Raw genomic sequence first — 24692 nt, 5'->3', positions numbered from 1 at the left:
CAGATATTTCTTATCATCACGCTATAGCGCTAATCAACAGGCGGAAAGCACACCGTATCACCATCAGCAGTCAGGATCTCAACCCGGCTTGGCTTGCCGTTACTATCGAGGTGCAACTCACCAATTGCGCTGCAGTTGACCAAGCGGTGTTTTCCAGCGGTATCGGGATCGCGCTTTATAATTTTCAGCCGTTTGCGCTTAGTTAGCCAGTTCAAGGGAGAGTGCGGGCTATACAGTACCCTATCCATCACATCACAAAAACGCAGCAAGGCATTAGGGAATTCATTCTTAATCCCGCTTGATGTGATTTGATAAATATTCGGGCTGCTGCGTCGAAAGCGCAGCTTTATATCATAGGCAAACGAGTAATGGACATCGCCAGATAAGATCACGAAGTTTGTCGGTGTCTTGGTATGGGTAAAGATACTGAGCAAGGTATTGGCAGAACCCGGATGCGCCATCCAGTTTTCGGCATCAATCAGCAATGGCTGACCAAGCCAGGTCATGCCGCGCTGAAGCATTTCAATAAACTTCACCCCGAACATAGGTGCCGCAGAGACGATGATCACCGCTGGCTCATTCAGCAGCGACTGCTGCAGCTCGGTCAGTGCTTCCCAGTCCATCAGCCCCGACGGTTTGTTCATTTTCGACTCTGAGCGCCAGCGTCGGGTGCGGGTATCCAGCACCAGCATTTTTGGTGTTGTTTCAATGGTGTAATGCCATTGCTCAAATCGATACAGGTGGTTTATCAGCTTATCCTGACATTCACAAACTGGCTCAGAGAAATAACTCTTGGCCAGATTGAGAAACTCCTGATCAAAATGCTCAGGCGCATTGCCCCATCCCTGGCACAGCCAATAGCTGATCAGGCCATTGCCAATGATGCGGCGGGACAATAAGTTACCGTATGCCGCTTTTTCCCAGCCAACTGTCAGGTTCCAGTCGTCAGTAATATCGTGATCATCAAAAATCATATAAGTCGGTATATGCGCCATTAAGCGCTGAACCTGCGGCAATCCTGCAACAAATTCATCGATGTTCCGCTTTTCTTGATGCCATAGCTGCTGCCATTTAGACTCAAGCGTACGCTGACCAGACATGAAGCCGCACTTTTCCAGCCGCTCACCGTCGACAAGCTGCCACAACTGCGGCGACCACACCAACAGATACATGGCAAAGAACTCACTGAAGCTCATCAGGTGATTTTCACATTCCCGGGAGCTAAAGACCGGCCTTCCCCGATTTGGCAGCCATTTTCGCAATCCGTTATCCGACAGCCAGTTGCCGCTTTCCACATAGTGCGGCAAGATCTTTTCACGGCCATAGAAGTTATAGCCATGCTGATAAAGTGACTGGGTGTTGGCTACCGGCCCCTGGGCGAAAGTTTCATCAGGCAGTCCCAGTAATCCGATAACCTGCTGAATAGCGTCCAGTGTAGGTCCGGCAACATGATCGGCATAGATCTGATCACCACTCATCATCAGCAACGCCGGACGATCCTGAACCGGTTGCAAAGCCAGCTTATCATCCGCGGCAACCAGGCTATCCTTGCTCGGATAATGCGGATTTCGGCAAGAACCATGCAGTACGTAATCAGCATTCTGCTTAATGCTGAACGACAACCGCTTTTCACCGGGATACAACAAAGTAGGGACCAGTTCGGTAATGTCTCCTCGTTGAGTAACCAGCTGATATTCCAACACGGTAGCGACAGGAAAATGGCCTTTGATGCTGGCCATTGTCACCCAGGCGGACTGACCTACCTGGATTTGCTCCGCGGTCGTGATCTGCTCAGAAAAGAAAGGTTCATCATCGGCAGGATGGAAAAGGGAGAACGTTGCGGCCAAGGGCTCGGATGTGACAAGCCACAACGTTAGCTCTTTCGCCGTGCATTTACGCAAGATAGGGCCTGCCAGCAACAAGGGCAGGTTTTCTGAGGAAGATGCAGTTCGGGAACACATGTTTTGCACTAAACACCCTATTGATGGCTCGAATGCCTTAATCATACCTCGATTTTGCCTTAAAATTTGCTAGCAAAACGTAAAGTTATGCATAGATTCTTGCTCGCACTAGGTGTTTTCCTTGAACATTGAACTTAGCTCGTCATACATCCAGGTCATGATTTTGCCACTTCCTTTATCGCGCCGCTTGACGACTCCCATCTCAACCAGCAGCGAATCAGCGATATGCTCGGTAGATAACTCAACCAGCTCGTCGACATACCACTCTTCTTTCGCCAGATGCTCCGGAACCAAAGCCCAGCCAACTCCCCGAGTGACCAGAGCCGTAATATAGTAATAGCTATCAACGTACCAATGATTGGATGAAATCGGCTTGGCCGAGGCCTCCCCCATCCGCTCGCGGATCACCAGTTGGCGATAACGATTAAGCTCACTCACACGTGGCGCCGAAACCGTTGCTAACGGATGCTCGGAGGAAACAATCAGGGACTGGTAGAACTGGCTGATAGGCATAAATTCCAGGTTGTCAGGCAAGCTTTTAATGTGAAACAAAATACCAATATCGGCTCTTTTCTCACTTACCCAGCGTGCAATATCGTCCTGCGAGCCATTGATGATAGTGAGCTTCAAGAGCGGATACTTCGCAGCAATTTGCAGGAAAAAGTTCTCAAAAGACAAAATAGGCACGGCTTCGTCCATGGCGACGGTAAGCGAAATTTCCTCACCGGTCGAGACTGTCATCGCCCGCGATTGCATTCGCTGACACTGCGCTAGTACGGCCTGTGCCTCAATGTACATCTCTTTGCCTTCAGGCGTTAGCACCGGCAGGCGAGCACTGCGATCAAACAGTTCGAACCCGAGGTCGGCTTCCAAATTGGTGATCGCCGTACTCACCCGAGACTGGGCCTTGCCTATTTTTCTTGCCGCCGCTGAGAACGACCCATGATTGACGGCCATAACAAAGGCTTCTAACTGATCAAGCGTCCAATTCATTTCATGTCCTTATCTCGCATCTCGCATCTCGCATCTCGCATCTCGCATCTCGCATCTCGCATCTCGCATCTCGCCAATGTATCCGAAAACCGGATGGATACCAACTTTCATCAATCTGCATTTCACGCATAATTCCCTCTATAACATCGGAAAATGAATAATGGCTATGCAAGAGACAGTAACCACAGATAATTCAGTAAACCGCACGTTTTGGCGCTACGCGATCCCGTCAGTCGTTGCCATGTTGGTCAATGGCCTCTATCAGGTCATCGACGGTATTTTTGTAGGTCACTATATTGGCTTTGAGGGCCTGGCCGGGATTAATATGGCGTGGCCTATTATTGGTGTGATTGTCGGTCTTGGCCTGTTGGTAGGAATGGGCTCGGGCAGCCTGATCTCTATCTACCGCGGCGAAGGGGCAACAGACAAAGCGCGCAGGACATTGACTACAGGCCTTGGCCTCATTCTTATGGCCGGTGTGCTCATGATGGCGTTGGTCTCGGCATTTGGGCCAGCGATGCTTATCGCCCAGGGGGCCGTCGGAGAAACCCTGAGGCTTGGCACTGAGTATATCGATATCTTCTCATGGGGAGCGATATTTACGATTGCGGCAGGCGCAATGCCAATGCTGATCCGCAATGATGACAGCCCGAACTTTTCGACCATTTTGATGGTCATCGGTGCCCTGATTAATATTGCGCTCGATTACCTATTCATTGGTCGGTTTGGCTGGGGGCTGGAAGGCGCAGCCATCGCTACCATTTTCTCGCAAGTTACCGTCTTTGTTGTCGCTATCGGCTATTATTTTTCACCATTTTCCCAGCTAAGGCTAAGCTTGGGAAAGCTACGATTCAGCCCGAGGCTGGCTGCTAAGTCCATAGGATTAGGCACCTCAAGCCTGTTCATGTACGCCTATTTCAGCTTCGTTATTGCTTTGCATAATCGGCTGTTCATGGAATATGGCAGCTCGGTACACGTTGGTGCGTTTGCTATCGTCGGTTACCTGATGACCATGTACTACCTGTTAGCCGAAGGGGTTGCTGGTGGGATGCAACCTCCGGTGAGCTATTACTTTGGCTCAGGACAAATGAATAAGATAAAAGCAACGCTTGCCTTGGCCATCAAAGTGGTACTGCTCACCGGTATTAGCGCCGTAATACTACTAAACCTGTTTCCCGAGGCCATGATCGGCCTGTTTACCAATGACGATCCAGTATTGGTCAGTGAAACAACAAACGGCCTGCGGTTACACCTGTTCTCAATGTTTCTGGATGGCTTTATTGCCCTGTCATCGGTGTATTTCATGGCTGTCAGTCAAGGCGGAAAGGCACTGGCGATTTCTGCTGGCAACATGCTCATTCAGCTGCCATTCCTGTATCTGTTGCCACAGTGGCTGGGTGTCGACGGGGTATGGCTTTCTGTTCCAGTATCGAATGTTGTCTTGTTTGCGATAGTTGCGCCTATGGTTTGGCAGGATATTCGGGGAAAGGACAAGGTGACACCAAACCTCAAGCTCGCTGAATGTAACTAGAGCCAATATCTCTATATCTGTAACACAACAAAGGGAGCCCCAAATAAGGACTCCCTTTCTGTTTCGCCCCGAATCGGCGACAATGCACTTAAAGTGACAGGATCACGCCTGCAATAGCCGCGCTCATCAAGTTAGCCAGCACACCGGCAGCAATAGCACGAAACCCATTCTGAGAGATAAAAGTACGACGCTCCGGCACTAGGCTGCCCAACCCACCAATGAGAATTGCCATGGTCGAAATATTGGCAAAGCCGCACAGGGCGAAGGTCACTATTGCCATAGAGTGCGCACTAAGCTGATCTTGTACCTTAATCAGCTCGATAAAGGCGACAAATTCATTCACTACAATCTTGTTGCCTATCAACGAACCGGCAGTAACTGCCTCATACCAAGGCACTCCAATCAACCAGGCTACAGGCGCGAACACATAGCCTAGGATCAATTCAAAGCTGAGCGCAATACCCACAAGCTCGCCGATATAACCCAACATACCGTTCAACAGCGCAATAACGCTGACAAAAGCCAACAGAGTCGCCCCTATAGCAACCGCAATTCTCAGGCCGGACATCGCACCGTCCGCAAGGGCTTCCACTACATTTGTCGCACGAGGAAGCTCAACCGAGGTGATCTCATCCTGATCTAGCGTGGTATTACTTGGCGGATAGAGTATCTTTGCCATCAGCAAACCCGCCGGCGCTGACATAAAGGCGGCAGCAATCAGAAAGTGCAGCTCCACCCCCAAAGAGGCGTATCCCACCAGTGTACCGCCGGCAACCGAGGCTAGCCCGCAGGTCATTACAGCAAAAAACTGCGAGTCGCTCATGTTCTTCAAATACGGCTTCACCACCAGCGGCGCTTCAATCATACCGACAAAAATATTGGCAGTGGCCGATAGCGACTCTGCGCGACCGGTGCCCAGCAGTTTTTGCAAAGAACCACCAATCAGGTTGATCACCTTTGGCATCAGCCCGATATGATAAAGGGCTGAAATAAGTGCAGAAAAGAAAATAATAATGCCAAGTACATTGATGGCAAAGACAAAACCGACGCTACCGGTGGCCAGGCCGCCAAACAGAAAGCTGATCCCTTCCTGACCGTAATTAATCACACTGGAGACAGTACCGGTAACTGTATTCAATGCCTCTTTGCCAGCCGGCACATAGAGCACCAACAGCGCAAACGCCACCTGTAGCCCTAATGCCAGTGAAACAGTTTTTAGGGGAATATTGCGGCGATCTTTTGACAATAGCCATGCAAAGAGCAGTATCGTGACAATACCTAACAACGACGTCATGCGTGAACCTTTGTAACCAAATTAAGTTGAGGCGCGCATTCTAGGCAACGGGACTCTTGATGCAATATCCGCTTGTTAACAGCTTGTGGCACAAATTAAGCCCAACACTACCAATATATTTATCTCATTGTATTAATTGAAGTTAAATATCATCTAATCGCTATTGTTGCCATATGGAAAAGATATTTTGGCGATCACAAAAGCCAACACTGGCAACTCTGGATAATTTTCGGGCAGTTTTACTTCCCCGACAGTTTGACCAACGGTGCTAGAGCCTTGTCCCAATAAGGCGTTTCACCGATATACTCTTTAAAAAACGCAATCACCGCCGATATTTTACGCGGCAGGTGTTTACGGCTCGGATACACCGCATAAAACGGCATGCTCTGGTTGGCTTGCCAGTCCGGCATCAACTGGATTAATTTACCGTCGCGAAACTCGCCAGTGAGCAGGTAGCTTGCCAAATAGGCAATGCCCCACCCTGAGATTGCCGCATCACGTACCGCTTCCGCCAGATCCACCCGATAGTTACCCGACACCGTTACACAAAGTGCTTCTTGCTGGCTGGTGAACGACCAGGTGCTGTAATTACGTTGACGACTTTGATAGGTCAGACAGTTGTGATTGACCAGGTCATTAGGATGATGCGGCACGGGATGATGAACCAGGTAGTCAGGCGAAGCCACCACTACAAAGCGTGTGTCGGCCAGCCTCTGGGCCACGTACCCCTCGGGGATATGCTCATAATTGGTGATCCAGAGATCAATACCGTCTTCGAGCATATTGGCCTTGTGATCAAACAGGCTCACTTCAACCTGCAATTCCGGGTATTGCTGCCGCAGCTGCTCTATTGCCGGGATAATATGCATGGTCCCAAAAGACTGTGACAATCCAAGGCGCAACACACCAGCCACTTCATCACGGACATCATCCATAATGGCATCGGCATCCTGAACAGCATGGACGACCTGCTCGCAGTAGCTTGCAAAACGCTGCCCGGCTTCGGTCAGGGTAAAACTTCGCGTGGTCCGCTGTACAAGCTTCACGTTAAGTTCGCCCTCAAGAGCGCCTAGCTGCTTGCTGACATGAGACGTCGAAACACAGAGTTGCCTGGCAGCCATCGTAAAACTGCCAGCTTTTACCAAGGTATGAAAGATGACCATCTGGCCAGCACGATCCTGAATCACGTTACCGATCCTCACTTGAACTATGAACGATTACTCTGTTTGTTGGCCGCTATGCCAGAAAAAGGGCGCTAAGTGTAATGGATCCGAACGGAATGTCACGTATAGTGTCACTAGCATTTCGATATCGACTAGTAAGGTTGTCAAACCATGCCCGCGAAACCAATAGACCTGTGTAATGCCTCGCCTGATACCATTTATGACACTGTATTTGACGCCATAGTTGTCGGCAGTGGCCCCGGCGGTGCAACCATTGCCTGGGAACTGGCAAATCAAGGTCAACGGGTATTGGTTCTCGAATGGGGCAACAACGCGCCATTGACTGGCTCTTTTATCCAAATGGCAGGAATAGCCGCGATCCCCGGCAAAAGTGCCTACATTACCCCAGATCTATCATTATTAATTCGTGGGATCACCGCTGGTGGCAGCTCGGCGATTAACTACGCAACCGCCATGGCTCCTCCAACCGAGATGTTCCTGCGCTACGGTATCGACTTATCCGCTGAGATCGCAGAGGTGGAGCGTACTCTGCCAATCTCAACTCTCCCGGACAATCTTATCGGCCCCAAGGCCCACCGCATCAAACAAGGAGCCAAACAGCTCGGACTCAACTGGCAGAAACTTGATAAGTTCATCGATATTGATAAATGCCGATCCGCCTGTCACCTGTGTTCGTACGGCTGCCCGCATGATGCCAAGTGGAATGCCCGCCTGTATTTGGACGATGCCACCAAACAAGGTGCCCAGTTGCTCACCGGAGCCAAAGTCACCCAGGTGCTCACTGAAAACAACCGCGCTGTCGGCGTCCAGTTCAAGCATAAAGGGCAGCTTCGGTCAGTACGGAGCAACAACATTATTCTGGCCGCAGGTGGTATCGGCTCAGCGCAAATTCTACAGACGACCGGTATTACCAATGCCGGGCAGGCCTTTTTTATTGACCCGGTCATTGCTGTGATGGGAAGAGTTTCAAAGAGCTATCCCGATGGTGAGATCCCAATGGCTGCCGGGCTGCACTTGCCCGATGACGGCATAATGCTGTCCGATCTCAGCCTCCCCAAGCCGTTCTTCCACTTGTTTACCGCTCAAGTAGGTAAGCTCAACCATATGCTGTCTGCCAACAACACCTTATCGCTGATGGTAAAAGTAAAAGATGAACTAAGTGGAAAAATAGGTTCAAGTTGGGTGAACAAGCGCCTTCAATCAAGTGACAAAGAACGACTGGAATCTGGTGCCATCATTGCTGAAGGCATATTGCGCGAGGCTGGTGCCGACCAGACTTATCGCACCCATCATTTTGCAGCCCACCAGGGTGGCAGCGCCCGGATCGGCGATATAGTCGATAGCAACCTGCAAACAGATATCCAAGGCCTGTATGTCTGTGATGCCTCAGTGATCCCTGAATCATGGGGGCTCCCGCCAACCTATACTTTAATTTGCCTGGCGAAAAGGCTCGCCAAACATATTAATAAGGCTTAGCCGTTAAAGCCACTTTGATGGGCCGCCACCTAAGATTCTTACCTATACTTTCCTCAATAACTCGACCACAGCGGCTGGATTTAACCAAGCGTAATGGTGGTCGGGAGTAAGCCACATATTAATTAAGCAAAAAAGCCTATCGCTAAACCATATTTTTGGAGAAAGAATATGAAAACGAATAGTAGGCATGGCTGGCTATTGGTGGCGGCCATCTTTTACTGTCCGACTTTACTTAGCCAGAGCGTTCATGCCGCGACCCAAGACACCGACCCAGGCAGACTAGGCAAAGTAGACTTCCCAACTTCATGCAATGAAGAAAACCAACCGATGCTGGATCAGGGACTGGCCTTGCTCCACCACATGACTTACGTCAAGGCCCGATCAACCTTTGAGGCTGTTATTGAAAAAGATCCTGACTGTGCCATGGCCTACTGGGGAGTCGCGATGTCTATCGTCCACCCGCTGTGGTCAGATCCACCTAACGAAGAAAACTTTGCCAAAGGCCTGGCCATGGTAGAAAAAGCCAAAGTCAAAGGGACAAAAACCCGGCGAGAGGTTGCTTATATCCAGGCCATTAATAGCTACTACGCCCAAGGGCGAAAAGAAAAAGAAACGGATAACCTGATAGCCTTCGAGCAAGGCTGGGCTAAGGTACATGACGCGTTTCCTTCTGATCCAGAAGCAACAGCCTTCTATGCGTTATCACTACTCGGTACCGCATCTCCAGCCGATAAGAGCTATATAAAACAGAGAAAAGCAGGAGAGACCGCTGCAACCATTCTGACTAAAAACCCGAAACACCCCGGCGCTCATCACTATATTATCCATGCCTATGACTACCCGGAACTGGCCGAGAAAGCCTTAGATGTAGCGCGAAGCTACGGCGAAATAGCACCGTCAATTCCCCATGCGCTCCATATGCCTACCCATATTTTTACCCGGCTAGGCCTGTGGGATGAATCTATAGCCATGAACATCCGCTCTGCAGCCGCCGCCAAACTGAACCCGGCAGGAGACAAAATCTCCCTGCACTACCTTCATGCACTGGACTATATGGCCTACTCCTATCTTCAGAAAGCACAAGACAAAAAAGCCCTGGCCGTGGTTGAAGAAACGCTTGCACTGAGTGACCCGCTTCAGCCACATGTTGCCTCCGCCTATACATTAGCGGCGGTTCCGGCACGCTATGCCCTGGAACGACAGCAATGGGAAGAAGCGGCCAAGCTGGAGCCTAGGCAACCTGCCAGCTATCCGTGGGATAAGTTTCCGGCCATGGAGGCGGTGACGCACTTTGCCATCGCACTTGGTGCCGCTCAAACCGGTGATGTACCAAAGGCTGAAAAAGCGATTGCCCGGCTAGGTGATCTAAAGACACAAACAGAGAAAAGTTCTGCCTACTGGGCTAAGCAAGTTGAAATCCAACGCCTGTCTGCCCTGGCCTGGCTACAATATTACCAGGGCCAGCATAACCAAGCCCTGCTGACAATGCAGAGTGCCGCCGACCTGGAGGCCACCACAGAAAAACACCCTGTGACACCGGGAGAAGTCCTACCTGCCAGAGAATTGCTTGGCGATATGTTGTTTGCAATGAAAAAGTACCCACAAGCCATTGGTGAGTATGAGACCGCCCTGAAGCGCAGTAAAAATCGCTTCAACAGCCTGTATGGTGCGGCAAAATCAGCAGAGCTCGCCGGAAATAAAGACAAGGCCAAACAGTATTATCAAATGCTGGTCGATGTGGCGGAAGTCGAAGAAGCTGACCGGCCGCAACTCCAGCAGGCAACCACCTTCTTGGCGAGCAAGTAACCCCACAATAATAACGTGTTCACCCTCCAGCGACAGAAGTTAGCCAGCAATGGCTAACTCCTTGTGAAACGTGCAGCCCTAGCTAATACTGTTTACCTGGCAAGCTCCAGCTTATGGCCAAGGTATTGAACTTCAACCGTTGCATAGCCAAGATTTACCGCCTCGAATTGCTTACTTAACTCACGTGCATGCTGAGCGTTTTTTGCCAGGAAGGAAACTGAATACACCGGCCTCACTGTGCCATTATCCAATGTCTGAGTATCAATATAAGAAGATGTCACTAACCCAGCCTGGTTGAGGCTAATAACACGCTGCAGATCAATGCCCAGTACCCGGTCAATTTCAAGCGGTTCAATCTGATTTTTCCAGCTAAAGATAACACCGTAATTGTTATATACCGGGGTATTATCCAACCATTTTGAACCTAATGGACGCACATTTTTGATTCTAATCAGCTCTTTTTGAAATAGCGGTAAGTTGGCTAACTTCTCGGTCACTTCTTGCTGACTGTCTGCTTCAATAACAAATCGAAGTAACTTAATCGGTTTGCCATCAATATTACTGTCGGCAACAAACATATCTTTGATCTCGCCACTTTCAACAAGTTTGCCAAAAGCGGTTCTTTGCTCCGACATCGTGTCCATCACTTCTTGCACATTGTCGGTATTCCATTCCAGTTCAACACCGAAATCAGCAGCAAATAGAGTACCTGAGGAAAGAAAAGCGATACCAGCAAGAAGCACATTATATTTATTTTTCATTATATTACCTTTTGAAGTTCGTTATATTACTTATTAAATTTCGGACCAAGGGTACTCCCCCCCCGGCCTACCACCGTGAACGATAAGAACGATGGCAGCTACGGCAGGTGTCCTGAGCAGACTCCAAGCCAGCTTCAGCCAAATCAACATTCTGTTCGCGACTGGCTCTGTTCAACTGTTCGAAACCTGAATCCATCTGACTTAATAAAGCGTTAAATTTCTCAGACTTTTTCCACACACTTTCTTTTGCTTTGCTGTCTTTCTGGCTTCCTTCAGGAAACAGAGTGAACAAAGCCGAACTGTGTTGCGAAAGCTTGTTGCTTAGCTCAGACAGCTCTTTCCAATCGGTATCTACTCCATCAATCGTGCTTTCAGCTTGTTCCGATATGGTTTCGATTGTCGAAAATGCTTCCTGACGTTGCTGAATCTCAGCATTAAAGTCATGGGCTTTCGCTACCAGTGGCAGAAGCACAAGACAGCTCAATATTGTCTTTTTCATTACCTGATCTCCTAACGTTGAGTTCTGACTAGTTACTTTTCTTGCCGACAATTTACACAACAACTGTTGCGCACACAACTATTGTTATGTAAATTATCTTCCATCTTATGTAAGGAACATCACTCGGGAGATAGTTATGAAAGTTTGGGATCTGGCAACACGGTTATACCACTGGTTTCAGGCAGTACTCTTTATTGCTCTTATTGCCTCAGGCTTTTCCGGTAATGGGCCTCATGTTCAGCTAGGTCTGGCGTTGTTTACGCTCATTCTCTGGCGGATTCTATGGGGATTCGTTGGCAGCCAGACCAGTCGTTTTAGTCAGTTTATACGCAGCCCGATTACAGTACTTCGATACTTGGCAGGAAAAGAGCCGGCACAGCCGGGTCATAATCCAGCAGGTGGCTGGATGGTAGTAACAATGATATTTATGCTGTTTCTCCAATGTTTTTCAGGTCTCGCGCTGGCAGGGCTGCTCGACAATATGCCATACATGGAGTATGGGCTAACCGATACGGTATTCTCTGCACTCGAAAGTATGCACTATATCCTGGCACGAGTTCTGCCGTTGCTGATTTTGACCCACGTGGGCGCGATTGTTGTGTACAAGCTACGCTCTAAGCCACTGGTAATGGCGATGCTAACAGGTGTTCAGAGCAAGGTGACTGAAACTGGCGAATTGTATTTTGTCTCTCAACGTCGAGCTATCACCGTCTTTGCTACCGCCATATTAGTGACAGTGGCAATCGTTGCAATAGCTTAAGAGAAACACCATGGCCGTTAAGTTTGACAGGCAAAGAAGCTTTGGCTGGATGATAAATGTCGTTGCGCATCGTACGGCAAAAAAGTTCGATATCGAATTGAAAAAGCATGGTCTTAGCATCGCGCTATGGCCAACTATGATGTGCTTATGGGAAGAGGAAGGTGTCACACAGCGAGATATTGCGGCTAAATCTAAGGTTGAGAATTCCACAACAACCCGAACACTCGACAAACTTGAAAAACTGGGACTAGTAGAAAGACGAGCCGATCCTAATAGCCGCCGTTCATTTCGCATCTTCCTGACAGAAGAAGGACACAAACTGAGGAAAACCCTGCTTCCTATCCCTGTGGCAGTCACTCAAGAGTTACTCTGTGCCCTGAAACCAGAAGAACAAGAGCTGATGATTGAACTACTAAGCAAAATGGTCGCCAAAATCTAATAAGCTAACGAGTCTTCGAGTATATTAGGCAATAAGCTGTTGATGAATACGCCCGCCATCGTGTAATTCCACGGTGGCCAAAGCGCCATTTATCAACGTCAGGTTTGGTGGCACATGACCGATATCCGAATCAATCATCACGGGGATCCCTAAACCAACAAGGTGCCTTTCCAATACCTCGTAGTAAGTCAGATCGTCCTCATTGTCTGAATCGACAACCGCGCACCTGCCCAGCAGCAACCCGTTAATGCAGGAAAAGACACCGCGGAATTTCATATTCAGTATCGTTCTGACTAAATCGACCGGTGACATTTCGACATTTTCCAAAAATAGCACCAGCCCTTCAGGATGCTGACGCGACAAGCTATCAAGATCCAAGTAATCAGTACCGAACAGATGAAACAAAGTGTCCCAACAGCCACCAATCAACCGGCCCTCAATAGTGTCCCCCTTTTCAGGCTTAACCAGCCATCTCCATTGGGTGGGTATCTCCGGCTGCAGCACCGCTTCTGGATCCTCAGCAATATTTGGCCATGACCGGGTGTGCTTGGCTGACGCGGATTGCGAAAAATGTTCACCATACGGCGTTGATAGACAAGCCAACGTGCCAGCAGTCAGTGATTCAGTGGCATTGCTTGTTAAGTCCATCAGGTTTGAGCAATGTGCTGAAGCCCAACCTAACTTACTGGATAGAACGGCCGTTATGGTACTCACATCTGAAAAACCCAGCACCCACTTAGGCTTTGCCTTTGTCAGGGCATCGAAGTCGAGCATCGGCAACAGCTCCATCGCCAACTCTCCGCCCCAAGGCGGAACTATGGCGTCAATGTCGTCATTTAAAAGAAATGACATCAACTCATCGGCACGCTGCTGCGCAGGTGCACTAACATGTTTTTGCTGTCCTCTTAAACACTCACCTTCAACGACATTGAAGCCTTGCGACTTAAAATAGGCCAGTACACATTGATACCTGGCTTCATGCTCTTTAGCGATTCCCGTTGAGAAAGCGGTTATCGCTATCTTACTGCCTTTCTTTAGTGGTGCTGGATATTTCATGCTTCGCTCACCTCTCGTTTCCAATAAGAACAATTAAGCATATGGAATCCAAGCGTTCAATAGAGAAAAGCAATAAAAACCTTATAATTTATTGGTATAGATAACAGCCAACGCAGCGCAATAGTATATTACGGAGATATTTACTTTTCTGAAAAATAAACACCCCCGTTGAACTCGGTTAATTAAAAACGGTAAAGCAATCCGGCATTAAACAAACTGACTGAGGAATCATAAAAGTTAACATCGCTATCTTCTTCGAACCAGACTACCCCGGCATTGGCCAGTCACCCCTTCCAGCCGAAAGGTTGGGCATAGAAGGCAGTAAAACTGGCACCGAACCGGTCGCCATCAGCTTTGGTATCAAAAACCGGATTTTCCTCGTTAAATTCTATAAAGCCAAAGGATGCATTAGTAACAAACCGCCAGCGATTATCCATTCTATAGATGTAGTTTACGCTGAAAGACATACCGTCATAAGCCATAGCATTACCGTCACTGTCTTGCTCAAAATAGGCAACGGCCGGTGTCACGATATGTTTCATTCTGTCGTACGACACAGTGTATTGCGCGGTGAAACGGCTACTGTCGCCATTACGGTTCAATAAGGCTAGCTCAGAGTCTGATAACCCAAGAGATTCCCCGCTGCGCTCCCTGTCGATATCGACTTCACGGGCAGAGTAGCGGAGCTCCAGCCCCGTACCGTAAATGTTATCCCAGATCAGCCGATAGCCGTCACTGGTACGGTCGGTTTTAGAACGATCGCTACCGGTCAGAAACGGGTCATCCCACACTTCTGTTGGAAGGGGTGTTTGCAGAAAGCTGGCACCGATAATGCCTGCTTTTCCTATCTCCTGGCGAATACCTGCACGGGCTGAAAAATCAAACCGGATATAATCTTCCAACTGATTACCTAAGAATATCTGGGTACGGGTATCGGCAAAGGTATAGGCCAGCTCCAAACCAATCACCGGAATACCGACGGTCCTGGTATCTGCCGTCTGGTCAAGCGAATCTATCGTTGCATTACCAATATTGACACTGCCGAATTTGGCCAAAGAGTTGGACTCAACGCTGGTTATCCCTGCGCCAAGATTCACAAAGCCACTGACTCCGCTTTCTTTGGGGATAGGCTCTATGGCAAAGGCAGAAGGGAGCACCACAGTGCCGAGAGCAAGCAGGCTGACGTATCGCATTGACAAATTCCCAGACGATCATTTGTTCAAAATTTAGGCGAGCGTTCCCCTTCTGTAAAACCATTCGAATATTACTTTTGCGAAAATAACTAACCGCCCTATATACCCAAGCTACCTCAAGATGCTTGGGTATATGACACTCAAAGCTGCGAATCATCAACCCGGAGAGACCTGCTAAGCTTAAGCAGCTTTGCGACCCATTATACTAACCTGATGAGCGAGTAGAGTAATATGAGCCAAGCCACATTACCCCAGAAGCTGTTATTCTTGGTGGTTGCCGCAATCACCGCCGCTTTCTCTATCTTTTCGGCCGTCTTGATGACTGAGCCCGGACAAAGCCTGAACCTGCCACGCAGCTGGGTAGTGACCTACTTTCAATACCGGTGGTTCTTCATCGGGCTGAATATTTTCTTACTTGCCTACCTTTGGTATTTACATGTCATCCTTGAAGTCTGGTCTCGATTCTGGATGGGCCTTGCCAGTATTGGGGTGATTATCTGTATTATTGCCGCCAACTTTCTGCTTTCCGCATTCTTTCCGTCATATCAGTACGACGCCAATTACGTCTCAATCACCGAGGCAGATCAAATCTTAACTGGCAATGATGTTATCTACGCCGTTGAAATTAACGGCGAGGTACGGGGCTACCCGCGATCACATCTTGAAGTACCCCATATCGCTGGCGATAACATTGGTGGCAAGGATGTCGTCATGACATTCTGCGCCCTCAGTAATCTGCCAGTCGTTATTGAACAGGACATAGGTTTTGGCCAGTCCGATTTAGGTATCCTGATCCAGACTCACAACAATCTGGTTATGGTTGATCGCAATTCCGGTGAGCTTATTCAGCAAATAACACGTGCACCGGAGTTTTCCGAGGCCGAGGTTGTGTCTCACCCCAATACAATGACGACCTGGAAAAGCTTTAAAGAGCTATACCCTCAAGCCACAGTGTTTATTTACGAGTTTAACCGAGTGCTTGACTCCCTATTACTTGCCTTATTTGAAGGCCCGATGGAGAAACAATTTAGCAATGAACATGGGGCGATTTTCCCAACGCTGGATATGAATGATGACCGTTTGCCGTCCAAAGAGCAGGTCTGGGGGTTTGATTTTGGCGATATTCAGACTGCCTTTACCCGCACTTTTGCTCAAAATAACCCGATCTACCAATTTGAGCTAAACGGGCACCCGCTAGTGCTGGTTTACGATGAGGCACACGACATCGTTAATCTTTTTGACGGGGTTCTTAACGGTACAAAGGCCGAATTCGAATCTATTAATTTCCGAGGCGAAACTGATAACGGAAAACTCAGCCAACTACCTCTGCACAATGGGGTTTTCTGGATGGTCTGGTCACACTGGTATCCGGATACTCAGGTGTTCAACTAAAATGCAAAAAGCTATCTTGTTCTTATTATTGGCCGCATCTGCCAGCAGCCACGCCACGGCACCGGTTTTCAGTCGCCTGTTTGCAGCGGCTGACAGTGCCGAAACGGCTTATAATAACCCGGCAGGGATGACCCGGCTGCAGAGCAACGAATTATCGCTTTCGGGTCACTTGATCAAATATTTAGGGGAGTTCGAGATTGATCAGAGTGTCACGACCGTCAGCGGCGGTGCTCCTGACAGCGGTGATCCTATCCTTATTCCGGCGATGTATTATGTCCGTGTGATCAACGATGACTGGCGGGCAGGCTTTTCCTTGACGATCCCTACCGGTTTTGGCTCCAACAGCGACGGGGACTGGGCCGGACGCTATTACAGTACAGAATCCAGCCTCATACTCGTTAGCGCAACCCCCAGCGTTGCCTATAGGGTAAATGACAGGTTGTCGCTCGGTGCCGGGTTAGGCTTCAATTACACGACAACTGAAATCTCAACAGCGGTGGCAAATAGCGATCCCAACTTGTCTGACGGATCGCTAGACGTCGAATCCGATGGCCTTGGTATCGCTGTTGTTGTCAGTAGCCTCATAGAACTCTCACCGAGCACCCGAATAGGTATTAACTATCGCAGTGAGTCCGAAGCCAGCACTAATCCCGATATCGACATTAACAGCACAGGTATAGCACCGGAAGAACTGGAACAGCTAAAAGCGGCCATCAGCGATCTTGAAATCGCCAGCAAGGTCCCGCAACAGTTTCAGTTCGGCATTTATCACCAACTCGACAACGAGTGGGAACTTACCTTTGATGCCGTGTGGATCGACTTCTCCGAGTTTGGCGTGACAGAGATCAGCATTGTTGGCAATGATATTGATGCGCCTGATGATCTATACGAAGACTTTTGGGCCTTCTCTGCCGGCCTGGCTTTTCCTGTCTCACCAACACTAACCGGCAGGGTCGGCGCGCTCTATGCTCAACAGGCCATATCAGATGAAAACCGAAGCTTTTCCTTTGCTCTGGATCGCATTTACGGTATCGGCGCAGGCATTCAGCATCAGCGCAGCAACGGCGATAGAGTTGATGTGAACCTCAACCTGTTCGATAGCGGCAACGCGCCTATCGATACCGGCGACGACCCCGTTCGCGGTCGCATCGCCGGTGAATATAAAGATCACTATGCAATAGGGCTAGAAGTCAGCTATCACTGGAAGTAATAACCTCCAACTTCCCCCCACATACACTATTAGCTACTCCACATCTCTTGGCGGATGCCCGTCATAACTCCATAACAGGTGCCGCGGGATCGGCCCTTTGTTTCTTCCTCCCTGTCCTGTCTGCTCCCACGCATGAGCCAGGATCCCCACAGAACGGGATAAGCAAAACAAGCCGCGAGCCAATGGTGCCGGAAAACCCAATTCGGCATAGATTACTGCCGTTGCTCCATCGATGTTCATCGGGATACGCTTGCCTTTCTTTTCTGCCAGATAGTGCTCTATTGCCAGGGCTATTTCAGCATACTGGCCCGATACAGCTCCCGCCTCGGCAGCGTGAGTGACTAGCTCCAGCAATGCCGGAGCCCGGGGATCAATCGGGTGAAAACGATGGCCAAAGCCGGGAATAAATTTGCCATGTAGCTCAGTAAACTGGATCAGCTCCTGTTCAACGGCCTGCTCTAACACAACTCCCGAGTGGCAGCGCTCTGAGATAGCAGAATACAAGCCGACGGCCTGCTCACCAGCGCCACCATGCACATCCCCCAGCACATTCACCGCCGATGCCATCGCATTATTGAGATCAACACCGCAAGTCGCGGCCATTCGGGCAATGGCAATACTGGGGGCCTGTGGGCCATGATCGACCGCTGCCATCAAGGCTGCATCAAGCAATGCCGCCTGCTCGGATGATGGCCGTTCGCCCCGTACCATCAACCAAATCATTTGGGCAAAGCTGGTCTTTCCGATCAATTGTTCAATCGGGTATCCGTGATAACGGATCACACCGGGCGACATATCAATGATGTCGGTTTTCCACCAATCGCTGACTTCGCGGCCCAATCCCGCCGCCGGACGCTCAATACTCATAACACTCCCTCCTCCCTGTATTGCTCAATTTCCTCTTGGCTCAGGCCAAGCGCCCTCAGACACTGTTCGGTATGCTCCCCAAGACGCGGAGGCGGCAGTGAAACAGCAGGACGCTCACCATTCACCTTGAAACCGGTCCGGACATAGCGCACATCCTTGTTCACACCGGGTACATCATGAAAACAACCGGTAAAATCTCTTCCGGTGACCTGAGGCAAGTCCAGAGCCTGCGGCACACTCAATACTCTACCTGCAGGCACCCCTGCCTGATTCAGCTTATGTTCCCAACTTGCCGCCGAGTCTTTGGCAAAAGCTTCCTCGATGATTTCGGTCAATGCCAGACGGTGATCCAGCCGTGCCTGCCGTTCAACAAAGCGCGAATCCGTTATCAGCTCCGGCTGTCCTATCAGCCGACAGACGGTCTCGAACTGCTCTTGTTTATTGGCAGCCAGATTCAGCAAGCCTTCTCCGGTTCGGAAAGTACCGGACGGGCTGGAAGTGACGTTGTTGTTACCCATCGGCTCCGGTGCCCGGTCTGCAACCAGGTAATTAGAGACCGCCCATCCCATGGTGGCCAGGGTTGACTCAAGCATCGATACATCTATAAAACACCCTTCTCCCGAGCTCTCCCGTCCGGCCAGCGCGGCACAAACCGAAAAAGCCGCCGTCATTCCGCCAATCGTATCGGCGATGGGATAACCCACCCGATAAGGGGCATTGGCCGGGTCACCGGTTATACTCATGACTCCCGACATCCCCTGGATGATCTGATCATAGGCAGGCAGATGCTTCATCGGCCCGTCAGCGCCGTAACCTGAAATCGCGCAATACACCAGTTTGGGGTTTTCCTCTCTGAGAACCTCATAGCCCAGCCCAAGCCGGTCCATCACGCCAGGCCTGAAGTTCTCGATGAGCACATCGGCATCCCTGACAAGCCTTTTTAGCAACGCCTTGCCTTGGTCAGATTTAAGGTTAAGGGTCAGTGACTGCTTGCCGACATTCTGGGCCAGAAAGGAAATCCCCATCTTACCCCTGTTGAGAGAAGGCTCAGCACCCAGTTGGCGCGCCAGATCCCCGCTACCGGGAACCTCGACCTTAATCACCTCGGCTCCCATATGGGCCAGTTGATGGCCACAAAATGGCCCGGCCAATACATTGGTTAAATCGAGTACACGATATTGTTTGAGGGGTGTTAGCATCCCTGCTCTCCTGAATTTCAAACAGCTAACACCGGGCCTGCTGATAGCCAGCCGGCCGGGTGTTATCACTGTGAATAAGTAGACGTTAGAACTAAGCGTGAAGGATAGGAGCCAAATTACTTGCTGATCTCCATTCCCTCATCGGCAGCTTCGGTGGCATCTGCCGTATTAACCTGCCGACGTTTTTCCCGCCACATCGAGACCAAAGGCATCAAAAGTGCCAGCACTGCACAGATCATGATGGTCAGCGTTAGCGGGCGCTCCCATAGGAAGGCATAGCTGCCATCTGAGAGAGTGAGCGAACGACTCAGGTTCTTCTCCAGAATATCGCCAAGAATAAAGCCCAGTAGCATTGGTGCCATCGGGAAGTGCAACAGCTTAAGGAAGGTGGCAATAACGGTAATAATCACCATCATCTGAATATCAAAGGTGTTGAAGCTCACCAGATACACTCCCGTTATCGAGAAGAACAAGATCAACGGGATCAAAATAGGCCGAGGGATCACCAGCAAACGCGAGATGTACGGAATTAACGGCAAATTAAGGATCAACAGCACAATGTTGCCGAAATACATCGAAATAATCACCGACCAGAACACATCAGGATTGTCGACAAACAAGCGTGGTCCCGGCTGGATACCATAGGCGATCAGGGCGCCAAGCATGATGGCCGTTGTCCCCGAGCCCGGAATACCCAACGTCAGCAATGGCACGAATGAACCGGTCGAGGCTGCATTGTTCGCCGACTCAGGCGCTGCCAGACCGCGCAAGGCCCCTTTGCCGAACTTGGCCTTTTCTTCCTTCGAGGCCAGATTACGCTCCATGCCATAGCTTAAGAATGATGCGATAGTCGCCCCGGCCCCTGGCAGCACACCAACCAGAAAACCGAAGAAAGACGAACGCCCAACCGTCGGCGCCACATGCTTCACTTCCTCTTTGCTCAGCTTCATGCTGCCAAGAGAGTCCATGTCCATCTGCGGCTCTTCCTGCTTGTGCTCGCCACGAAGCACCGTCATCACCACTTCAGTCAGGGCAAAGGTCGCCATAGCCAGCAACAAGAAGCTGATGCCGTCAATCAAATCCACATTATCAAAGGTAAAACGCGGGATGCCGGACATCACATCGATCCCGACGGTGGCAATCATCAGGCCGAATACTGTCATCATCAGCGCTTTCAGTACCTGTCCCTTGCCGGAGAAGGCTGCCACCGCCGTAAGACCCAATATCATCAAGGCAAAATAGTCACTCGACTGGAAACTCAGCGACACCTTGGCCAGTGCCGGTGCGGCAAAAAGCAGAACCAGTGCGCCAATTGTCCCGCCGGTAAACGACGAATAAGCTGCCAGAGCCAATGCCTTACCGGCCTGCTTCTTCTGCGCCAGCGGATAACCGTCAAACGCGGTAACCACGGTACTGGCACAGCCCGGCGCATTGATCAGGATCGACGAAGTCGAGCCACCAAAAATCGCACCGTAATATACCCCGGCCATCAAAATAATGCCGGAAGAAGGGTCAAGCCCGTAGGTGATCGGGATCATCAGCGCAATCGCCGATATCGGCCCCAACCCAGGCAACATACCGATGAAGGTTCCGGCAAAACATCCGACGATCACCATCAGCAGGTTGAAGGGCATAACGGCAGTTGTTAGCCCTGACATCATTCCATCAAACATTGTCTTACCCTCCGATGAAAGTGTTAAAGAAGCGCCCGGGCGCCAGGTAAATATCGAGCAGCTGAGTTAGGACAAACCAAAAACCCACGGCAAAGGGAACAGAAGCCAGAAACAGAGTCTTGGGCCGCCGCTCGCCTAACAGCCAGTAACCGCCCCCCAGAAACAAGGCTGTCGATATCATAAAGCCCAGCCATTCCAGAGAGATCGCAAACAGCACCATCAACACCAGTAACTTGGCGACCAGCACGAAGTCATACCCGAACAGACTCAGTCGATCCTTGCTATCTTTGCTTGCCGTCGCCAGCTGCAGAATAGAGAACAAGATGCCTAGCACAGCCAGCGCCGTCGGTAGGGTTTTGGCATGAAACGGTTCGTATTCATCGCCGGGAAACAAGGCAATTTGATTGGCATAAAAGCCGTATGCAACGGAAAAGCATAGAAATACCAAACCACCAATATGATCTTTGGTTACTGTCATAGGTGATCCCTCACAGTGAACAGATAGAAATGGAGAAGTTAGGAAGAAAAAAAAGCGCAGGGGCAGATGCCTCACTGCGCTACGGCAATTAGTTTAGGAAGCCTAGCTCTTTCATCAGGCCACCGATTTCTTTTTCCTGCTGCTCCAGGAAGGCTTCAAATTCTTCGCGAGGCTTGAAGATTTCGGTCCAGCCATAGCGGTCACGTACCGAAACCCACTCGTCGGTGCCATACATTTTTTCTAACACCTGAGCATATTCGGCTGCCTGCTTGTCACTGAGTTCCGGCGAGCCAAAGAAGCCGCGCCAGTTAACGAATGAGGTGTTATAACCCAGCTCCTTCAGTGTCGGCACATCCGGCGCAACTTTGGAGCGCTCTTCGCCCGTCATCGCCAGGATCCGCACTTCACCGGCTTCTGCCAGACTCAGTGCTTCGCTAAGCCCCGTCGACAGCACCTGCGTTTCGCCAGACAGCAAGCCGGCCATGGCCTTGCCACCGGCATCATAGGCGAGGTATTTCACCTTGCGCGGCTCACCACCAGCTGCCTTGAAGGCCAGCGCGGCAACCAAGTGGTCCATACCACCACGCGATGAGCCACCCGCTACCGACACCGAACGCGGGTTCTTTTTGTAGTCTTCAGCCAACTGGGTAAAGGACTGGTATTTTGAGTCTTTAGGCACCACGAACGCAGCGTAATCGCCGATAGTGGCAGCAATTGGCGTAAGATCTCGGAACGATTGCGGGAAAACTTTAGAGAGAGAGCGGATCACAATCGGTGTCGAGTTCACCATCAGGGTATCTTGCGACTGCTCGGCAGTCTTGATCAGGTAAGCAATAGCCTTACCGCCACCACCGCCAGACATATTTTCGTATGAGACCTTATCTACCAGCTCTGACTTTGCCAGCGCTTCGCCGGTCCCGCGAGCGGTACTATCCCAGCCACCGCCGGCACCACCTGGTACCAGGAAGTGAATCGAATCTACGTCTGCCTGTGCTGTACCAACACTCATTGCCGACGCAATGACAGCAGCTAATACGGATACACGCTTACGGGTAATAAACTGAGTTAGCATAATGGTTCCTCATTAATAGTGATTTGTTCCTTCACCATTAACGTTATGCCCGCCCCCGACTTATTAAAAGATTGTAAAATTAATGTGAATAAGGTCCTTATTGGCAATTTTGTTCATAATGTTCACAGCACCCGGGTGCCAAGAAAGGTACACTGTCTGTAACAAGGAATATGGGTGGAAGGATATCACCAGTTACCATGACGCAGTTTCTGTCATTACGCCATCTTCGGCTAAAAACACGTATGGTGTTGATTCTAGGCATAATCGCAATACTTCAGACCGGTGTGCTGGGACATTTCACCATTCGCTACCTCGATAACGTTCTGGATGAGCAAATTGGCCAGCAGGCAATGCGTGTCGCGCAGTCAATTGCATCATCACCGGATGTGATTCGGGCCGTCACCGAAAAGAACACAACATTTTTGCAACCGCTAAGTCTCCGACTTGCGAAGTCGACTGAGGCAAGATTTGTCGTCTTCGGCGATAAAGACGGTATTCGCCTTGCTCACCCTTCTCCGGCTCGTATCGGCAAATCAATGGCTGACGATGACGGCGATACCAACGAACCAGCACTTGTCCACGGCAAGGCATACGTATCGAAGGCCAAAGGCAGTATCGGCTGGTCTATGAGGGGAAAAGCCCCGATATTCGAGCAGGATGGAAAGACTATCATCGGGATCGTTTCTGTCGGCTATATGCTGGATACCGTCGATACCATTGTCGGCCACCACAGAGTCTCTATGCTCGTTGCTATCACCATTGCTTTCTTGTTTAGTGTGGTTATGGCCATTTTGTTCGCCAACCACTTTAAGAAAGCCATTTTCAACCTCGAACCGGAGCAAATCGGTCGCCTGTTCCGCGAGCGAAATGCCACCCTGGAAACCGTACGGGAAGGCATTGTTGCCATTAACCACGATGGCCGTATCACCACCTTTAACCATGCCGCCATCAAAACGCTGAAGCTTCCCGATGACCAATACTATATCGGCCGCCATATCCAGGATGTACTGCCGGACAGCGGCATGCTGGATGTGCTGGAAAACGGTGAGCCGCAGTTCGATCAGGAAGTGTGGCTTCATGACCACAACCTTATCGCCAACAGGATCCCCCTGCTGCAGGATGGCGTGGTGACCGGCGTCGTATCGAGCTTTCGCCTTAAGAATGAGCTAGATATGGTCAGCCGCAAGCTCACCCGTATTCAGCAATATGCCGAGAGCCTGCGCAGCCAGTCACACGAGTACAATAACAAACTTCACACGATTGCCGGACTGATCCAGATAGATGCCAAAGACGAAGCGCTGGCAGTGATCGGCCAGGAAACCTCCAGCCATCAGGCCTTTATTCAACATCTAATGAACGTAACGTCAGACAGTATTCTTGCCGGTTGCCTGCTCGGCAAATACAACCGGGCCAAAGAGCTGGGACTTGAGCTATATATTGATGAAGACAGCCAGATGTCGGCCCTGCCCAAGCAATTACCCCGCGAGCAGTTGGTCAGTATTTTAGGCAACCTGATAGACAACGCCCTTGAGGCAACGCTGGCGCACCATGGCAAGGGCGGCACCGTCAGCCTGAGCCTGTCTGATTTTGGCAAAGAGCTGATTTTCGAAGTCAATGATCAGGGAGCAGGACTGACGGCTGACGAGGCTGACAAAATATTTACCCGCGGTTATACCACCAAAAGTACGCAAGGCCACGGGATTGGCCTCGATCTGGTGAGAAACCTCGTCGATCACCTGGGCGGTATGATCACAGTCGAGCCAGCTGAAACAGACGGCAGCCGATTTACCGTCTACTTGCCAAAAGCATTTCGAAAACCGGCAACTGAACATGAAAAAGAGGATTGAT

The 24692-nt window shown here is 50.2% G+C and carries 20 protein-coding genes and 1 pseudogene; 8 read left to right on the top strand and 13 right to left on the bottom strand.

Going from position 1 to position 24692, the window contains the following annotated elements; translation table 11 throughout:
- Positions 1–29: 29 nt before the first annotated feature.
- Both BIT28_RS06785 and BIT28_RS06780 read right to left on the bottom strand, forming a co-directional pair.
- Complete coding sequence (locus tag BIT28_RS06785) at positions 30–1961, bottom strand: alkaline phosphatase D family protein (RefSeq protein ID WP_075762882.1); 1932 nt, start codon at positions 1959–1961, stop codon at positions 30–32.
- A 108-nt stretch (positions 1962–2069) separates the two neighbouring features.
- Positions 2070–2954 (bottom strand): LysR family transcriptional regulator, encoded by an 885-nt coding sequence (locus BIT28_RS06780; protein WP_075762881.1) that lies wholly within the window; start codon positions 2952–2954, stop codon positions 2070–2072.
- A gap of 166 nt (positions 2955–3120) precedes the next feature.
- Here BIT28_RS06780 and BIT28_RS06775 point away from each other — a divergent pair, with 166 nt between their 5' ends.
- Positions 3121–4485 carry an MATE family efflux transporter gene (locus BIT28_RS06775; protein ID WP_075762890.1) on the top strand — a complete coding sequence of 455 codons (1365 nt, stop codon included), beginning with the start codon at positions 3121–3123 and terminating at the stop codon, positions 4483–4485.
- An 88-nt stretch (positions 4486–4573) separates the two neighbouring features.
- Here the strand turns inward: BIT28_RS06775 and BIT28_RS06770 are convergent, their stop codons facing one another.
- Both BIT28_RS06770 and BIT28_RS06765 read right to left on the bottom strand, forming a co-directional pair.
- Positions 4574–5779: a NupC/NupG family nucleoside CNT transporter gene (locus BIT28_RS06770; RefSeq protein ID WP_075762880.1), complete on the bottom strand. Its 1206-nt coding sequence runs from the start codon at positions 5777–5779 to the stop codon at positions 4574–4576.
- 239 nt (positions 5780–6018) lie between these two features.
- A complete protein-coding gene (locus tag BIT28_RS06765) occupies positions 6019–6966 on the bottom strand; it encodes a LysR family transcriptional regulator (protein WP_075762879.1) in 948 nt (315 codons plus the stop codon).
- A 147-nt stretch (positions 6967–7113) separates the two neighbouring features.
- Here BIT28_RS06765 and BIT28_RS06760 point away from each other — a divergent pair, with 147 nt between their 5' ends.
- Positions 7114–8439, top strand: a complete 1326-nt coding sequence (locus BIT28_RS06760) for an FAD-dependent oxidoreductase (RefSeq protein ID WP_075762878.1) — start codon at positions 7114–7116, stop codon at positions 8437–8439.
- Positions 8440–8607: 168 nt separating this feature from the next.
- Complete coding sequence (locus BIT28_RS06755; protein WP_075762877.1) at positions 8608–10245, top strand: tetratricopeptide repeat protein; 1638 nt, start codon at positions 8608–8610, stop codon at positions 10243–10245.
- 92 nt (positions 10246–10337) lie between these two features.
- On the opposite strand, the gene BIT28_RS06750 is transcribed toward BIT28_RS06755, so the two are convergent.
- Both BIT28_RS06750 and BIT28_RS06745 read right to left on the bottom strand, forming a co-directional pair.
- Positions 10338–11006 carry a hypothetical protein gene (locus BIT28_RS06750; RefSeq protein WP_075762876.1) on the bottom strand — a complete coding sequence of 223 codons (669 nt, stop codon included), beginning with the start codon at positions 11004–11006 and terminating at the stop codon, positions 10338–10340.
- A gap of 67 nt (positions 11007–11073) precedes the next feature.
- The gene (locus BIT28_RS06745) at positions 11074–11505 is read right to left on the bottom strand and encodes a c-type cytochrome (RefSeq protein WP_075762875.1); all 432 of its coding nucleotides are present in this window, start codon (positions 11503–11505) and stop codon (positions 11074–11076) included.
- 136 nt (positions 11506–11641) lie between these two features.
- Between BIT28_RS06745 and BIT28_RS06740 the strand changes: the two genes are divergently transcribed.
- Both BIT28_RS06740 and BIT28_RS06735 read left to right on the top strand, forming a co-directional pair.
- Positions 11642–12265 carry a cytochrome b/b6 domain-containing protein gene (locus BIT28_RS06740; RefSeq protein WP_075762874.1) on the top strand — a complete coding sequence of 208 codons (624 nt, stop codon included), beginning with the start codon at positions 11642–11644 and terminating at the stop codon, positions 12263–12265.
- A gap of 10 nt (positions 12266–12275) precedes the next feature.
- Positions 12276–12704, top strand: coding sequence for a MarR family winged helix-turn-helix transcriptional regulator (locus tag BIT28_RS06735; protein ID WP_075762873.1), 429 nt, complete (start codon positions 12276–12278; stop codon positions 12702–12704).
- A gap of 24 nt (positions 12705–12728) precedes the next feature.
- On the opposite strand, the gene BIT28_RS06730 is transcribed toward BIT28_RS06735, so the two are convergent.
- Together BIT28_RS06730 and BIT28_RS06725 are read right to left on the bottom strand one after the other, a co-directional pair.
- Entirely contained in the window at positions 12729–13760 is a 1032-nt protein-coding gene (locus tag BIT28_RS06730) for a S66 family peptidase (RefSeq protein ID WP_075762872.1), read from the bottom strand.
- A 182-nt stretch (positions 13761–13942) separates the two neighbouring features.
- Positions 13943–14953: pseudogene (locus BIT28_RS06725) on the bottom strand (DUF2860 domain-containing protein).
- Positions 14954–15184: 231 nt separating this feature from the next.
- Between BIT28_RS06725 and BIT28_RS06720 the strand changes: the two are divergent.
- Entirely contained in the window at positions 15185–16345 is a 1161-nt protein-coding gene (locus BIT28_RS06720) for a DUF3179 domain-containing (seleno)protein (protein ID WP_075762871.1), read from the top strand.
- 1 nt (position 16346) lies between these two features.
- Entirely contained in the window at positions 16347–17555 is a 1209-nt protein-coding gene (locus BIT28_RS06715; RefSeq protein WP_075762870.1) for an OmpP1/FadL family transporter, read from the top strand.
- A gap of 33 nt (positions 17556–17588) precedes the next feature.
- Here the strand turns inward: BIT28_RS06715 and BIT28_RS06710 are convergent, their stop codons facing one another.
- From BIT28_RS06710 to BIT28_RS06690, 5 genes are all read right to left on the bottom strand, one after another.
- Entirely contained in the window at positions 17589–18422 is an 834-nt protein-coding gene (locus BIT28_RS06710) for a citryl-CoA lyase (RefSeq protein ID WP_075762869.1), read from the bottom strand.
- On the bottom strand, positions 18419–19621 hold the full coding sequence (locus BIT28_RS06705) for a CaiB/BaiF CoA transferase family protein (RefSeq protein WP_075762868.1): 1203 nt from the start codon (positions 19619–19621) through the stop codon (positions 18419–18421). The genes BIT28_RS06710 and BIT28_RS06705 overlap by 4 nt, the downstream gene beginning before the upstream one ends.
- Before the next feature lie 116 nt (positions 19622–19737).
- Entirely contained in the window at positions 19738–21294 is a 1557-nt protein-coding gene (locus BIT28_RS06700) for a tripartite tricarboxylate transporter permease (RefSeq protein WP_075762867.1), read from the bottom strand.
- 4 nt (positions 21295–21298) lie between these two features.
- Positions 21299–21772: a tripartite tricarboxylate transporter TctB family protein gene (locus tag BIT28_RS06695; protein WP_075762866.1), complete on the bottom strand. Its 474-nt coding sequence runs from the start codon at positions 21770–21772 to the stop codon at positions 21299–21301.
- A gap of 88 nt (positions 21773–21860) precedes the next feature.
- Positions 21861–22844, bottom strand: a complete 984-nt coding sequence (locus BIT28_RS06690) for a tripartite tricarboxylate transporter substrate binding protein (RefSeq protein ID WP_075762865.1) — start codon at positions 22842–22844, stop codon at positions 21861–21863.
- Positions 22845–23041: 197 nt separating this feature from the next.
- On the opposite strand from BIT28_RS06690, the gene BIT28_RS06685 reads away from it, so the two are divergent.
- Positions 23042–24691, top strand: coding sequence for an ATP-binding protein (locus BIT28_RS06685; RefSeq protein ID WP_075762864.1), 1650 nt, complete (start codon positions 23042–23044; stop codon positions 24689–24691).
- Position 24692 lies beyond the last annotated feature (1 nt).

The sequence above is a fragment of the Photobacterium proteolyticum genome (genome assembly GCF_001939735.1).
Lineage (GTDB): Bacteria > Pseudomonadota > Gammaproteobacteria > Enterobacterales > Vibrionaceae > Photobacterium > Photobacterium proteolyticum.
The sequence above is the reverse complement of the archived record's forward strand: the minus strand, read 5'-3'. Positions and strand labels throughout refer to the sequence as shown.